13 protein-coding genes are annotated in these 14,115 nt (G+C 39.7%); 4 read left to right on the top strand and 9 right to left on the bottom strand.

Annotated elements, in window-relative coordinates:
• Positions 1 to 39: 39 nt before the first annotated feature.
• Positions 40 to 663, bottom strand: coding sequence for a ComF family protein (locus tag FG382_RS03105; RefSeq protein ID WP_142537435.1), 624 nt, complete (start codon positions 661 to 663; stop codon positions 40 to 42).
• Entirely contained in the window at positions 663 to 1,694 is a 1,032-nt protein-coding gene (locus FG382_RS03100) for an ATP-dependent helicase ComFA (protein WP_342354586.1), read from the bottom strand. The genes FG382_RS03105 and FG382_RS03100 overlap by 1 nt, the downstream gene beginning before the upstream one ends.
• A gap of 138 nt (positions 1,695 to 1,832) precedes the next feature.
• Here FG382_RS03100 and FG382_RS23420 point away from each other — a divergent pair, with 138 nt between their 5' ends.
• The gene (locus FG382_RS23420) at positions 1,833 to 1,976 is read left to right on the top strand and encodes a hypothetical protein (protein WP_342354585.1); all 144 of its coding nucleotides are present in this window, start codon (positions 1,833 to 1,835) and stop codon (positions 1,974 to 1,976) included.
• Between the two features lie 23 nt (positions 1,977 to 1,999).
• Here FG382_RS23420 and FG382_RS03095 read toward each other — a convergent pair whose 3' ends face one another.
• Together FG382_RS03095 and FG382_RS03090 are read right to left on the bottom strand one after the other, a co-directional pair.
• On the bottom strand, positions 2,000 to 2,845 hold the full coding sequence (locus FG382_RS03095) for a DegV family protein (protein WP_142537433.1): 846 nt from the start codon (positions 2,843 to 2,845) through the stop codon (positions 2,000 to 2,002).
• Between the two features lie 105 nt (positions 2,846 to 2,950).
• Positions 2,951 to 3,529, bottom strand: coding sequence for a DUF4440 domain-containing protein (locus FG382_RS03090; RefSeq protein WP_142537432.1), 579 nt, complete (start codon positions 3,527 to 3,529; stop codon positions 2,951 to 2,953).
• A 136-nt stretch (positions 3,530 to 3,665) separates the two neighbouring features.
• Between FG382_RS03090 and FG382_RS03085 the strand changes: the two genes are divergently transcribed.
• Positions 3,666 to 4,601, top strand: a complete 936-nt coding sequence (locus FG382_RS03085) for an NERD domain-containing protein (protein WP_142537431.1) — start codon at positions 3,666 to 3,668, stop codon at positions 4,599 to 4,601.
• Between the two features lie 344 nt (positions 4,602 to 4,945).
• On the opposite strand, the gene FG382_RS03080 is transcribed toward FG382_RS03085, so the two are convergent.
• A complete protein-coding gene (locus FG382_RS03080) occupies positions 4,946 to 5,620 on the bottom strand; it encodes a response regulator (protein WP_142537430.1) in 675 nt (224 codons plus the stop codon).
• Positions 5,621 to 5,650: 30 nt separating this feature from the next.
• On the bottom strand, positions 5,651 to 6,796 hold the full coding sequence (locus FG382_RS03075; protein WP_142537429.1) for a sensor histidine kinase: 1,146 nt from the start codon (positions 6,794 to 6,796) through the stop codon (positions 5,651 to 5,653).
• Between the two features lie 138 nt (positions 6,797 to 6,934).
• Between FG382_RS03075 and FG382_RS03070 the strand changes: the two genes are divergently transcribed.
• Both FG382_RS03070 and FG382_RS03065 read left to right on the top strand, forming a co-directional pair.
• Entirely contained in the window at positions 6,935 to 7,570 is a 636-nt protein-coding gene (locus FG382_RS03070; protein WP_142537428.1) for a YigZ family protein, read from the top strand.
• A gap of 28 nt (positions 7,571 to 7,598) precedes the next feature.
• Entirely contained in the window at positions 7,599 to 8,756 is a 1,158-nt protein-coding gene (locus FG382_RS03065) for a CAP domain-containing protein (protein ID WP_142537427.1), read from the top strand.
• Between the two features lie 498 nt (positions 8,757 to 9,254).
• Here the strand turns inward: FG382_RS03065 and FG382_RS03060 are convergent, their stop codons facing one another.
• Genes FG382_RS03060 through FG382_RS03050 form a run of 3 tightly spaced genes read right to left on the bottom strand, consistent with a single transcriptional unit; the run spans position 9,255 to position 14,114 of the window.
• The gene (locus FG382_RS03060; protein WP_142537426.1) at positions 9,255 to 10,787 is read right to left on the bottom strand and encodes a SpoIID/LytB domain-containing protein; all 1,533 of its coding nucleotides are present in this window, start codon (positions 10,785 to 10,787) and stop codon (positions 9,255 to 9,257) included.
• Positions 10,788 to 11,492 carry an SH3 domain-containing protein gene (locus FG382_RS03055; RefSeq protein WP_170206438.1) on the bottom strand — a complete coding sequence of 235 codons (705 nt, stop codon included), beginning with the start codon at positions 11,490 to 11,492 and terminating at the stop codon, positions 10,788 to 10,790.
• Between the two features lie 18 nt (positions 11,493 to 11,510).
• Positions 11,511 to 14,114, bottom strand: a complete 2,604-nt coding sequence (locus tag FG382_RS03050; RefSeq protein WP_142537424.1) for an SH3 domain-containing protein — start codon at positions 14,112 to 14,114, stop codon at positions 11,511 to 11,513.
• Position 14,115 lies beyond the last annotated feature (1 nt).

The following is a 14,115-nucleotide window of genomic DNA, read 5'->3' as shown; positions in this document are numbered from 1 at the left end:
CCCTCCAAGTTCAGTTGTCTCCTCTTTTATATCGGCAGATTATCCTTTTATTAAAGTAATTGCTTCAACCCTTGTTGCTCCTACGTCTTTTAATAACTTTGCTGCGTGGTGGATGGTTGCGCCGGTTGTGTAAATATCATCGTATAAAATATAGTTTTTTGCTTCTACACTAGCCCTAACTTCAAAGAGCGGGCTCGCTTCTAAACGTTCCTTTCGTGTCTTTTTTCCTTGTTCACTAGTTGCCGTTTTAGTTAGCAGATGTTGAAAAGGAATGCCTGCACTATTTAATAGCTCGTCGACTTGCGCAAATGTTCTTTGCACTAGCTTTTCTGGATGCATCGGGATGGGGACAACAATGCCTTCTTTACCTTCGAATGTTTCGTGCAATGTTTTAGCAAATACTTGAGCAAGTGCTACGTCTTGTAAAAACTTATATTGATGCAAATAGCTTTTCATCGCTTCGTTGTATGAATAAAGTGCTGTAACGGCATCCACTGCTCCCTCGTAGTGAGTACCTTGGAAATCACTGAAATCGATTGTTGTATCTGATTTTGTAAATTTGCTGAAACACCTATTACATGTAGAGGACTCTTTCTCATATAGAAATAACTTTCCCCATGTCGGGACTGGTTGGAATGCATCTCCACAAATCAGACAGTTCATTAACGATTCCACCCTTCTATTGCAGCTTGTGCTTTGTCCATTTCACGGGAGATACCGTGATGGAAAAAGACGATATCCCCATCGGGATATTGAAAAGAACGGCCGACACGACCGCTTATTTGGATAAGGGCACTAGATGTGAAGATTTTTTGTTCTGCTCCCACTACTGCAACATGTACATTTTCGATTGTTATTCCTCGTTCTAAGATGGTTGTTGTGAGTAAGCCAGGTATTTTCTTTTCTCTTAGATGCATGACTAGCTCTTTTCTATCTGGATGTTCTGCATGTACTCTTGGTAAATCGCCTGGGAAATTTTCGAGCATTTCGATGGTCGGTAGGAATACAAGAAATGGAGTGTTTGTTTTTGTTTTCTCTTCGATCCATTGCTGGAGTTTTAGTGGGACTTTTCCTTTGTTTAGTTGCCTAGCGTAACCCCATAGACTGTCGAATCTAGGGACGGGCAGGTCGTGTCCGTGATATCTTCTGGAAAGAACAGATTGGTTCGTTGTTTGGAGTGATTTTGTTGGCGTTGCGGTAACATAGTGAATGCCTGCGTCTTGTTTAGCTGCTTTTTTCACTGCGCGTTGGAGAGTTTCATCTGCGTAATATGGAAAGGCGTCTGCTTCGTCGACGAATATGACGTCGAATGCTTGTTCAAATCGGTAGAGCTGATGGGTTGTTGTGAGTATGAGTTCGGCGAATCCTTCTTGGTCTGGTGCTCCGCCGTATAGAGCATGAATAGTTGTTTTCGGAAATACTTTTTGGAAACGTGAGAATAGTTCTAGGATGACATCGGTTCTTGGGGCTGCTACGCATACTCGCTTTCCCTGCTCAAGACATCGGAAGATGGATGGGAACAGTAATTCTGTTTTACCTGCCCCACAAACCGCATGCAAGAGGTGGGATTTATTTTGTTGGACACTTGATAGTAGTTCTTCGCTTGCTTTTTGCTGGAGAGGGGTCAGCCTACCGCTCCATGCAAATTCATGAGCGTTCGCGCCGCGAGCATGGTCTCCTTTCCATAGGAGCAACTCAGAACAACTACTCACCCTCCCCATCCGAATGCAGTGGCGGCAATAGGTACAATTTTGGTTACAGCGTGCGCAGTGAAATGTGTGAAATAAGTGCTGGGTTGTGTTGTGGCATCGGTTGCAGAAGTACTTCTTTAATTGACCAAAAAGGGCTTGGTTTTCGTCTTTTTGGATGCCGGGTTTGAGGTGGATGTGGCCACTTTCGATGTGGGCGTCGATGGCTTCGCGCGGGAATGGGGTATGTTCGCGAAGCCAGTTACGGCCAGTAAGAAATTGTTGTAGCTGTTTGTCCATGGGCATTCTCCTTAGTTGGTTTTTACCCATCCTAGACCCATCGAGCCTTCGCCAAGATGTGTGCCGATTACAGGACCGAAATAGCTGATCGTGAACTCAACGTTTGGTAGATTTGCTTCTAACTCAGTTTTCCATGCGATCGCTTCTTGTTCATTGCTTGCGTGGATGATGGTCGCTTGCAGTTTTGTGTATTTGTTTGCATCTTCTTGAAGCAGGTCTGCAATGCGTTTCATCGCTTTTTTACGTGTTCGAACTTTTTCGAATGGGACGATGATTTTGTTTTCGAAGTAAAGGATTGGTTTTACTTGCAGTACGTTACCAATGACACGTTCGATACCGTTTAGACGACCGCCGCGGTGCAGATGGTCGAGGTTGTCCACCATGAAATAAGCGCGTATTGTTTGTTTCATCGTGTTTAGTTCTTGTAGGATTTCTTCAGGATGTGCCCCTTCTTTTGCCATTTGTGCGGCTTTAAGCACATAGAAGCCTTGTACCATGCAGGAAATTTCTGAGTCGAATGTATATACGTTAAGGTTGTCCACTATTTCTCCGGCTTGTTTGGCACCTGCGAGTGTTCCGCTAATGCCGCTCGATAGATGGATGGAAATGACTGCGTCGTAGTTTTTGGATAGTTCTTCGAAGGTGCTGACAAAATCTCCAAGGGCAGGCTGCGATGTTTTTGGTAGCGTGCGCTCGTTTCGAACTTTGTCGTAGAATTCGGTTGCGTTAATGTCGGTTTCTTCTTTGTAAGTGTCATTTCCGATGACAACGCTTAGTGGCACCATTCGAATGTCGAGTTGTTCGCGAATTTCTTTTGGGATATAGGCGGTGCTGTCTGTTACGATTGCTGTCTTCATTTTGTGAATCACACTCCTATTGTTAATTTTACTGAATTGGGGTAGGAAATGGAAGCAAAAAAATGCCCCAGACATGATATTTGTCATATATGCCTGGGGTGTGATTTATTCTGTTGCTGTGTCTCCGATAAAGTATACGCTTGTGACAAGCCATTTGCCGTCTTCTTTGACGAATACGGTTACTTGGCGACCATCACGTTCGAGTTTTGCACCTGTATCTGGTTGTTCTAATGCGATATGGATGTTCGCGAATACTTGTGCATGTGTTTTGTCGTATTTGATGATCGTTGGGTTGTCGGCTGTTCGGATTGTGTCGTAGTCGTTGAATGTTTGTTCGACCACTACTTTTTCATCGTCATAGTTGAAGCCTTCTGGATTTTTAGAAATGGTGTTCATGTAACGATTGATGTCTTCTTCGTTGAACGCTTCCATGTATTCATCGAAGGCTTTTAGTATTGCTTCTTTTTCTTTTGCTGGTACGTTAGTTGCTTCTTCGATATTGCCGCCAGCCATTTCGAAGCCGACTTCGGATTTGTCGCTTGCACCGTGGTCGGTTGTTTTTTGGGTGTTCGTTGGTGCGACGTCATTTACGGACCCTGTGTTTGTGTTTGTATCTTCATTACTATTGCATGCTGCTAGAAGTAGTGCAATAGTTGCGATGGCTAGTGTATGGATGATTTTCATATGTGCAATTCCCTCCTGCTAGTGGATATTTTGTCATACTTAAGACGAAAACTCAATTAATTGGTTTCATATTAGAATAGGTGGAATGTTCTGTTAGTTTGTTGTATGATTTTGAGGATGGAGGTGAACTGAACAATTGGTAATTAAACAATATGCTTTAATGAAAAGATTGCGTACCCCACATTTAAAAGAGGAGGATATTCGGAAAGATATCCACCAAATAGAATCTGGTATGAGAGGAGAAAAACGACTATTACAAAAATTAAATGAATTGCGCTTGCCTGGACCATATCGAATCTTCTCAGATTTGAGTTTACAATCTGGTGAGTGGAAAGTTCAGATTGATTGTTTAGTAGTTACTGACCGCTGTTGCATCGTGTTAGAGTCTAAAAATATTAGCGATGACTTGTATTTTAATGAGAACTCTGAAGAATTTTATAAAGTAGATAGAGCCGGTCAGGAAATAGTTTATCGTAATCCATATTATCAACTCTTAAAACACATTAGATTTATGAAAGAGTTCTTCCAATTATCTAATTTCCCCGAAATGAAAGTAACAGGTGCCGTGGTATTAACCGCCAAGTCCTGCAGGATCCGCCAAAAACCAGCCCATTATCCCATTTTCAAATTAGAAAGTATTATTGAGAAAATCCTACACATGTATGAATCTCCATCTTCTATTAGCTTGACCAATAATCAGATAGACTCTATTGAGCAAACATTATGGAAAAAGCAATCAACTTTTATCCATCGCCCTCTTTGTGAAAGCTATCAAATTTCCCCAAATGAATTGATCCGAGGAGTAGAATGTCCGAAATGCGGCATGCTAGGCATGAAGCGAACAGGTAAAGTATGGACATGCACTAGTTGCAAGCAAAAGTCTCGAGATGCCCATAAACACGCTGTTGAAGAGTACTTTTGGTTGGTGAGTAAAGAAATGAGAAATAGAGATTTCCGTGTTTTTTGCAAGGTAGATTCTGTTTATGCAGCTTCCCGCATGTTGAATAGTATGGATTTACAGATTCATAGGGCCGGGCCAAAAACATTTTATACGCAGAAAAAGGATCGATAAAAATCGATCTTTTTTTGGTTGAATGGTGGTAAGGTAGCATGTGGAGAATTGCCGGGTAGACTTACTATATTGCAAGTTTCTCTGTCAATTTTTATGAATCGCAAAGTAACACCTTCGAATCGCAAGATACTAGGACAGAATCGCAAAATAGGGACTGCTTATCGCAAGATTGGCTCGACAAATCGCAAGATCCCCTGACATTTTTTGTGAATCACAAGGTAGCACCTTCGAATCGCAAGATACTAGGACCGAATCGCAAAATAGGGGCTATTAATCGCAAGATCCATCTTCTCCACCCAAACAAAAAATCCCCTCGCCCGCAGGCAAGAGGATTCATTATCTGTTTATCGTACTTCCACCCAGCCATTTTTGATGCCGGTTACTACGGCTTGAGTACGGTCATTAACATTCATTTTTTGCAGAATGCTTGAAACGTGGTTTTTTACTGTTTTTTCGGAGATGAAAAGTGTTTCTCCGATGGTGCGGTTACTTTGACCGTCTGTTAGTAGTTGGAGTACTTCACATTCGCGCTTTGTTAGTAAGTGGAATGGGCGGCGAATTTCTGTTTGATGGAAGTTTCCTTTGTTTTCACGTTCGCTTAGGCGACGGAATTCTGATACTAGGTTGCGTGTTACTTTTGGATGTAGGTATGAACCACCTTTTGCTACTACTTTAATAGCAGAGACGATTGCGTTTGCATCCATTTCTTTTAGCATGTATCCGAGTGCACCAGTTTTTAGGGCATGAGATACGTATGTTTCATCATCGTGAATGGATAGGATGATTACTTTTGCATCAGGAAATTTTTCTAATAGCTCTGCTGTTGCTTCTACACCATTTTTGGTCGGCATATTAATATCCATAAGTACTACATCCGGCATGTATTGTTCGTAAAGGCGAAGCACGTCATTGCCGTCGTCACCTTCTGCTACTACTTCGAATGTGTCTTCGAAATCTAGAATGCGTTTTACTCCTTCACGGAATAGTTGGTGATCATCTATAATTATAATTTTTGTCATGTACATTTCCTCCTAATTAAAACCCAATAGTTATTCTTCTTTTATGGGAATGCCGAACAAAATAGTGGCGCCTTTGCCTGGGGAAGAAATGATTTTCATCGTTCCTTCTAGCAAGTCCACACGTTCTTGCATTCCGATTAAACCAAATGATTTTTCTTTTACAACTTGGGGATCAAAGCCGACCCCATTATCTTTGACGATAATATTCATCTTTTGTTGCAACCATTCTACTTTTACCCATGCTTCCGTAAACTTTCCGTGTTTAATACTGTTCGTCAAACATTCTTGAACCAGTCGGAAAATGGCTACTTCGAAATTGGTTTGCATTCGTTTTTCTTCTCCGAAAGCTTGGAAATTAATCTTTTTCGTTGGATTGTATTCCTCAATAGTAGATATGTATTTTCGAAGTGTCGGAATTAGTCCTAAATCATCGAGTGCCATTGGGCGAAGATCGTATATGATTCGACGAACTTCTGAGAGTGCATTTCGGACCATTGACTTTAGATCGATAATTTCTTTCATCGCTTCGTCTCCACCACGCTGCTCGTATGTAAGATTGATCAAATCAGTTCTAAGTAATACGTTGGCAAGCATTTGTGCAGGACCATCATGTATTTCGCGAGAAAGTCGTTTACGCTCTTCCTCTTGAGCTTCGATAATTTTTAAAGTAAAATCTTGTTTAATCTTTGCGTTTTCTAAAGCCTCTCCTACGTCTTTTAAGTCAGAAGTTAAATAGTTCATCACTATATTCACTTGGTTGACGAGTTGATCGGCACGCTCAATCATTTCTAAAAGTCCTTGTAATCTGCGTTCTAATTCATCTCTTCGTAGCCTTAACTGCTTTTCTTCATTGCGTTTAATGAGGAGCTTTATTTGAATTTCGTTGGCAGTTTCGTAAGCACTACGTACCTGTGGCTCATCGTATGAGTCAAAGTTTTTTGAGACTTCCGCTAATCGGTTGCGCGCTATTCTAGAATTCGCTTCGAGCGTATCTCCTTCTAAAATAACAGCTTCGATGTTGCTTCGAATTATTTCTAGCTCAACTTTCATTTCTTCGAAGCTTTGTCGACTTTGTTCGCTTATAATGAATATATCCCTTTTCGAATGATCCATCACTTCGACCATTCGATCGAAAATAACATCTAACGATTGAGTATTCAAATTCTTTTTCGTCATCTGTTTTTTTCTCCTTTAAGCATGTAAATGAGTCTCCATTCATAAATGCTGACAAACTTTATTATAGCACTTAATAACTAAAAATAAATTAAAATTACTTTACAAGTATATTTCAAATGATACAGGGAGGAAATTTTTATGAGAAATGATTACCATACAGTCAAAGGTTATGGGGAGAGCGAGGTCCTCATTCAAAAGTCACGCTTCCTCACATATGTCAACCGAGCCGAAACCGAGCAAGATGCACAGGATTTCATTAATAATATCAAACAACTGCATAGAGATGCTACTCATAACTGTTCAGCATACATAATTGGGGAGCATGATAATGTCCAAAAAGCGAACGATGACGGGGAGCCAAGTGGGACTGCCGGTGTACCTATGCTAGAAGTGCTAAAAAAACAAGGGTTAAAAGATACAGTAGTAGTCGTCACACGTTATTTTGGAGGGATCAAACTTGGTGGCGGAGGCCTTATTCGGGCCTATGGAAAAGCCACAACAGAAGGGATTGCCGCAGCAAAAGTAGTAGAGCGAAAGTTGCACCATTTGATGAAAGTACAGGTAGATTATACATGGCTAGGTAAGGTAGAAAATGAAGTAAGAAATTCTTCCTATCCCCTTAAAGAAATAAATTATGCAGATTCCGTCGAATTTTTAGTTTATACGAAAGCAAATGAGGAAATGACATTTACTAACTGGATAATAGAAATGACGAACGGCCAAGCAAAAATAGAAGTTATTGAAAAAGAATTTTTGGAATTTGATGTGAATTGAATTATACTTTTACATAAGAGGTGATGAAATGAAAAAGTTGTCCATATTAATCCTATTGCTTTTTAGTTTAAGTGTAGCTCCTATGATTTCATCGGCAGCCTGTACAACTCCTGTGTACTGGGATGGTGTAGAGCTGAAATCTGGTCAAATAGGGCGAGTGCTCATTCAAAAACCAACGACTATTTACAAAAATGTAAACGGAAATTTCGAGTTTTCAAGAACTGCTCATCCTGGGGAAAATTACCGCGTCTATGCAAATAAGTCTACCTATTACCATCTTGGTGGTGGCTTAGTTATTAAGGATGAAGCATCGATTTTGTATCAAACTCCTTCCAAGCAAAAATTGAGTTGTGTAAAGAATGTCTCTACTTCGTTAGCGATTGGAGATTCAGCAACATCTGTTTCAACGAAGCTAGGAACAGCGCAAAAAAAGGTGACCAATGAATTTGGGGCTTCCACTTCTATTTATCACCAAAACTATCAAAACTTTTATGCGATCAGTTTATTAAACAATAAAATTGCGTCTCTTTATACAAAAGATAAGCAGTACAAGGTGAATGGTGTTGGAATTTCGAATACAGTTAGCGAACTAGAAAATAAATTAGGTACGAATTATCAAACGACCGGCAATACTTATCCAGTCGAAATCATTACCTACCAATTACCAAAATATGAAGCTAACTTTTTTATCGATGTACATAATGACAGTAAGATTTCTGCCATTCTCCTAGTAGATTATCAATTAATGAATAAAAATCCGAATTTATATCCGAAGAAGTCCGCTTCTCTAGAAGCAAGTTATGAAACGTTATTATTTGAATTAATCAATGCAGAAAGAAAGGTTCAAGGAGTTCCTGTTTTGCAAAATGCTACGAAAGTGGCAACGGTCGCTAGAAAGCATAGTGTAGACATGGGAACGAATGAGTATTTTAGTCATGAGAATTTACAGGGGCAGTCGCCTTTTGATCGACTCGCAAACGGTGGTGTGACTTTTAGAAATGCTGGGGAAAATATAGCAACCGGGTATACGAATGCTTATTTTGCGCATGAGGCGTTGATGAACTCGCTTGGACATCGTAAGAATATTGTAAGCACTGCGTATACACATGTTGGCGTGGGTGTCTTCTTTGCTAAGTGGACATATGGGTCTATTCCATATTATACGGAGAATTTTATTAAGCCTTAACTAGATTATTAATAGAAGAATGCAAGCAAGTCATAAATGCAATTTGTCTTCTGCGCTACTAGCATGATTTGGACAGAACTTAGGCAATATTATTACCAGATAAGTTTTTTTGAGGGACGTGAAGTGGCAAGCCACTTCACGTCCCTCTTTTTTTGGTAATAATATTGCTGTTATTTGTCTGTCGCCTGCTTGAAACGAGTGGAGTCAGATTGCTTCTAGTTTAGTTTAATGAAAGAAGAAATACATACATATATAGAGAATGGTGCCTGAAGATACAATTTCGGGCACTCTTTGCTACTCAATTTTGCGATACTCCTCCTATTTCTTCAAATACACCGTCTATAAAAATCTCTTATCGCTCATCTCACTGAAAACACTTATCTCTAACATACCAAGTACACCTGGCTCTAATTACATCAATTCTATATACATATAAAAAAGTAGAGCTAGAGAATCATCTAGATTCTCACTCTACTTTTTGGTTTTAGAAATATATTTTTAGTACTTCTCTATCGTTGTACCTTGGTAATAATGCTTCAGAATGCGGTCGTATGTCCAGCCTGCGTCGGCGCGGGCTTTTGCTCCCCATTGGCTCATGCCGATGCGGTGACCGAAGCCTTTACCTTTTACGGTAACAGTATCGATACCGCCGGTTGTTCCGGTTGTTGATACGATTCCTTCATTTGTTTGAATGTTAACATTACCACTAGGAATAGTTTCCACACCCGTTGCAGTTTGTACAGATGCACCTGTTAAGGAAGAGACATCGGTTGTTCCATTTGTTTGTTGTACGGAAACTTCAGTTACGCCGGATGGTTTTGTGAAACTAATATCATACCAGCTAGATTTTAAGGATGCATTATTTGCATCTAAAAATACGTTTCTCATAACTGTTTCGTTGCCCTTGATGGTTTTTTCACCAGAATTAGTGATAGCTGTTACAGCTGTTACTTCTCCGTTAGAGCCACCTTTTGTTAGCTTTACATCTAACAAAACATCGGTGCTACTAAATCCGAACTTCTTCAGGATATTTGCTTTCGGTATAGAAACTGTCCAGTTATCGTATGGCGATTTTTCAATAGAATCATCTACAGATACGAATTGTGGTACTTGAGCAGTGTCCCAAACCTCGCCGATATTCGCTGTTTTACCGCCGCTCGCAGCGTAGTAATATGCTTGTACGAGTTTGCCGTTTGATTTCACTACTAAATCTTTTGTTGCATCAACAGCTGAATTGGTGCTTTTTTGTTCGGATGTATAGCCTTTGTACATTTGGTCTTTTGTTGTGCTACTTAAAATGCCTGCTTTACTTAATGTATAGCTTCTAGCTGCAACCGTTTGTGCTTTAAGTGCTTCTTGGTGCCAGGAAGCATACGATTCGTTTGGAATAACTCCTTTTAAGTAGTTTTCCAAATCTAGACGATTTACTATTTGTACAGTTGCACCAGATTTTACAACGTTAAAGCTTCCACGAAACTGCGTGCCAGTCGGTGTTTTTCCAAGTGGAAGTGATGAAACTTCCGCTACTTTTGCATACGTACTCGGTACCCATGATGAGACACCCTGGTCGTCTGTTATCGAATACCATACTTCGCCGTTTGCATTTGTGAATTCATTTACAAAGTTTGCGCCTTGGAAAGCTTTATAGGATTTTACTGTTTCATAGTCAGCAGTTGCGCCTTTTTTTCCATCGACATCCGCTGTGAAGACGACCATTTTTTCATTGCCAGTTAACGCATGTAAAGCAAATCCGTTCGCTGAGAACATAGAAGCTCCAGATTGATAAATCGATACTTCACCGTTCACTTGCGAAAAAGTAACCGGTGTATTCGGTAATGCGAAAAACATTTCTTTTGTGGTTAAGTTTTCTAGTTTATAAATACCTGTTAGATTAAGCGAAGTGGTGGAAGCGTTGTGTACTTCCACTCGAACCTGCTTTGAATAGCTTTCTTGCTTGTAGGCAAATGCAGTATTGGAAACTGCTAAACTAAGTGCCACTACTGATAGACCAGTTATTAGTTGTTTTAACAATTATTTCACCTCAGTAAGCGTACTTAGCACCCAACCTTTATTTCCTTTAGCGGTTTGCACATTGTACCATATTTCACCATTAGCATTTTTGAAGGAATCCAAATATTTTAAAGAAGTTCCTTTCGCCACTAATTCAAGTGATTTGTAGTTCGTTGTAGCACCTTTTCTAACATTCACTGCTTGTTTAGCCACGACTTCAGATGGTACGACATTGCTTGGTTTTGTTGTTGTAACATCACCTGAGAATACCCAGCCTTTTACTGTAGCAGATACTTCTACGCGGTACCAAATACCGGTAGCCGATTTATGTTGATCGATAACTTTTAGTCCTTTATTTGCTCCGAAAGTTGCTAATACCTTGTAGTCACGAGTTGCACCACTATGCACTTTTACACTACTGCCAGTCGTATATACCGTTGCTGGTAGATCAGTAGAAGGATCTGGTGTAGTGGTTGGTGGCGGCGTTACAACCGCTCCACCTTCTGCAACTGCTTTTTGTAATTGTTTAATAATCGCATCTTGTTCAGCCACTTTTTTTTCTAGTGCAGTTACTTTTGTATTAATAGGATTTAGTTGGGCTTGTACCCATTCCACAGAAGCAAGTAAAAGGTTGGAACTTGCTTTTGTCGCACTAGGCACTGTAATTGTAAGTAGTAAGCTTAAACCTAGTACTGCACCAACCGTTGCTAAAAGTTTCTTTTTCATCGTATACATTTCTCCCTCTTATTGTTTGAAATAGTTTTCTAATCCTTTTCGAATTCCTGCTGCTGCTTTTTTCTGGAATGCAGCTGAAGCTAGTTGTGCTTCTTCTGTTGGGTTCGATATAAATGCAAGTTCTACAAGAACAGAAGGAAGTTCGTTCATACGATTTACATAAAATACTTGTTCTTTTACTCCACGATTATACGTACCTATTGCTTTTACTAAATCCGATTGAATGCTTTTTGCTAGCGTCAAGCTACGCGGACCGTTAAAGTTAACCGTCGCATTGTAATACGTCGTCGTGCCTTTTGAAGATGCATTAAATGCATCAGCATGAAGACTAATGAATGCATCATAATCCGATTTATTTGCAATATCTGTGCGTTGTTTTAACTCTAAGAAGACATCTGTACTTCTTGTTAAGACTACTTCTGCTCCAGCAGCTTCTAGCTCTGCTTGTAATGCTTTAGCAGTTGCAAGCACAACGTCTTTTTCTCTTTTTCCATTTGGTCCGACTGCTCCAGGATCTTTTGCACCGTGTCCAGCATCCAAGATGATTTTCTTACCTGCTAATCCTTTTTCTACAACTTTAATCGTCAATTCTTTATCATAATCTCGAATTGTATAAGTGTAATTAGGGTCAAAGGTGATCAATAAAACCGAAGTTCCACCAGATACTTTCTCTACTTTCATACTTTTCACGCCAGTAACAGAGGATTTAATCTCGTTAATATCTGATAGATTACCAAATATGCGTAAAACATTTGCAGAAGGCGTTGAATAAGTAATATCGAATTTAGAAGGCTTGGACCATACCATATAGTTTTGTCCATTTCTTACTTCTGTTCGACCATTTGATAATTGGATCGGTGAAATATCGGAAAGCATAGAAGCTTGAATCCAACCACGTTTTTCACTTTGTGTTTCAATATTTACCCATCCATTCAATGTACGAAGTACCCTAACTGGTGTACTTAAATAAATCGTATCTACTTTTTTCGCAGTAGCACTTGCTCCGTTGTAGACAGTAGCTGTTTTTGTTCCATATTTAGTTGGGATATTTTCATTTACTTCGAAGTCTGGAATCCAACCTTCTTTTCCACCAGCATTAATTTGGATCCAAGTAGTTCCGTCTGAAGCCTTCAATTTGTTTAATACGGTAAAGCTTGTATTTTTAGCAAGACCCTGTAGAACTGCCGAATTATAATTGCTGTTCGCGTATAATAAAGCATTCGCTCGTTTAATCGTTCCTTTTTCACCTGCACCAGGTGTAACGATCGGTGCTTCTCCAGCAGAATCTCCTATGGACACAACGGATTGATGTAACCAAGCTTCCCCACTTGTCGTGTTCACTTTATACCATTTTTCCGATTTAGCGTCCGTTGCATATTGACTTGAATCAAATACGTCGTTTTGTCTTGCTTGTGTCACCACATCGAATGTAATTGCTGGGCCTGAACGCATATTTGCTACAGGTACAGAAACTTTTAAACTATTTTTCTCTTCTACAATATTTGCATCAGTAGAAGGTGTTTCAGGTGTTGGATTTTCGGGTACAGTAGAAACAGTTTCAAATGCATCTGCAGGTATCCAACCTTTTTTCCCTACTGCATAGGTCACTTGATACCATTTTTCTTTGGAAGCGTTTGTAAACTCTTGATGGATAGATAGTTTCGTTCCAACTTGAATTGTCGCTACCGTTTTATAGCTTTTCGTTGCACCAGAGTGAACAGTAGATGTTTTACTCACTACTTTGCTTGCTATCGATGACTCTTCGAATGCAGAAGCAAGTACCCAGCCCTTTTTGCCAGTTGCATAAGTAACCTGCAACCATTTTTCTTTAGATGCATTTGTAAACTCTTGATGGATTACAAGAGTTGTCCCAGGTTTTACTGTGGAAACGACAGCGTAACTTTTAGTTGCCCCTTTATGAACAGTTGTTTGTTGTACAACTTTCATAGAAGTTGCTGTTTCGCCAGCTGTAGCGTTTAATGCAAATAAATCCGATGTTACCCAACCTTTTTTACCGTTATATTCAACGTTAAACCATACTTCGTTTTGTGCATTTGTAAATGCACTTAGTACTTTCAATGAAGTGCCAGCTGGAATTGTAGCAACTACTTTATAAGAAGTTGTTGCACCACTTCTCATATTCGACGCATTTTTCCCTATTCTTTGTGTAGTTCCCACATAAGAAATACCATTAGATGTGGATGCTGCTTTTACAGCAGTTTGAGCGATTGGTTTAACTGGCTCATTAATAACTACGCCACTTTCACCAGCTGTAACATTTATCTCGAATAATTCCGATGTTACCCAGCCTTTTTTACCGTTATATTCTACATTAAACCACACTTCTTTTTCCGCATTTGTAAATGCATCTAGTATTTCCAAAGAAGTGCCTGCAGGGATTGTAACAACTTTGCTATAGGAAGTTGTTGCACCACTGCGCATATTCGCAGCATATTTCCCTATTTTTTGTGTTGTACCTGCTATTTGTTGAATTTCGTCTAATACTAGAGATGAATTCGAAGCGGCATATGCAGTTGGTGATTCACTCGCAAGAAGATTAAGTGGCAAAAGAACAGAAGTTGCTAAGACAGATGATGCGATTACTTTTTTCATT

The organism is Psychrobacillus lasiicapitis, assembly GCF_006861795.1.
GTDB classification, from domain to species: domain Bacteria; phylum Bacillota; class Bacilli; order Bacillales_A; family Planococcaceae; genus Psychrobacillus; species Psychrobacillus lasiicapitis.
The sequence above is the reverse complement of the archived record's forward strand: the minus strand, read 5'-3'. Positions and strand labels throughout refer to the sequence as shown.

Bases quoted from the DNA above. Each gene is read 5' to 3' on its own strand.
- FG382_RS03065 (WP_142537427.1), top strand. From the start codon at position 7,599: ATGAAAAAGTTGTCCATATTAATCCTATTGCTTTTTAGTTTAAGTGTA.
- FG382_RS03055 (WP_170206438.1), bottom strand. From the start codon at position 11,492: ATGAAAAAGAAACTTTTAGCAACGGTTGGTGCAGTACTAGGTTTAAGC.
- FG382_RS03080 (WP_142537430.1), bottom strand. From the start codon at position 5,620: ATGACAAAAATTATAATTATAGATGATCACCAACTATTCCGTGAAGGA.
- FG382_RS03050 (WP_142537424.1), bottom strand. From the start codon at position 14,114: ATGAAAAAAGTAATCGCATCATCTGTCTTAGCAACTTCTGTTCTTTTG.
- FG382_RS03070 (WP_142537428.1), top strand. From the start codon at position 6,935: ATGAGAAATGATTACCATACAGTCAAAGGTTATGGGGAGAGCGAGGTC.
- FG382_RS03075 (WP_142537429.1), bottom strand. From the start codon at position 6,796: ATGACGAAAAAGAATTTGAATACTCAATCGTTAGATGTTATTTTCGAT.
- FG382_RS03095 (WP_142537433.1), bottom strand. From the start codon at position 2,845: ATGAAGACAGCAATCGTAACAGACAGCACCGCCTATATCCCAAAAGAA.
- FG382_RS03090 (WP_142537432.1), bottom strand. From the start codon at position 3,529: ATGAAAATCATCCATACACTAGCCATCGCAACTATTGCACTACTTCTA.
- FG382_RS03105 (WP_142537435.1), bottom strand. From the start codon at position 663: ATGAACTGTCTGATTTGTGGAGATGCATTCCAACCAGTCCCGACATGG.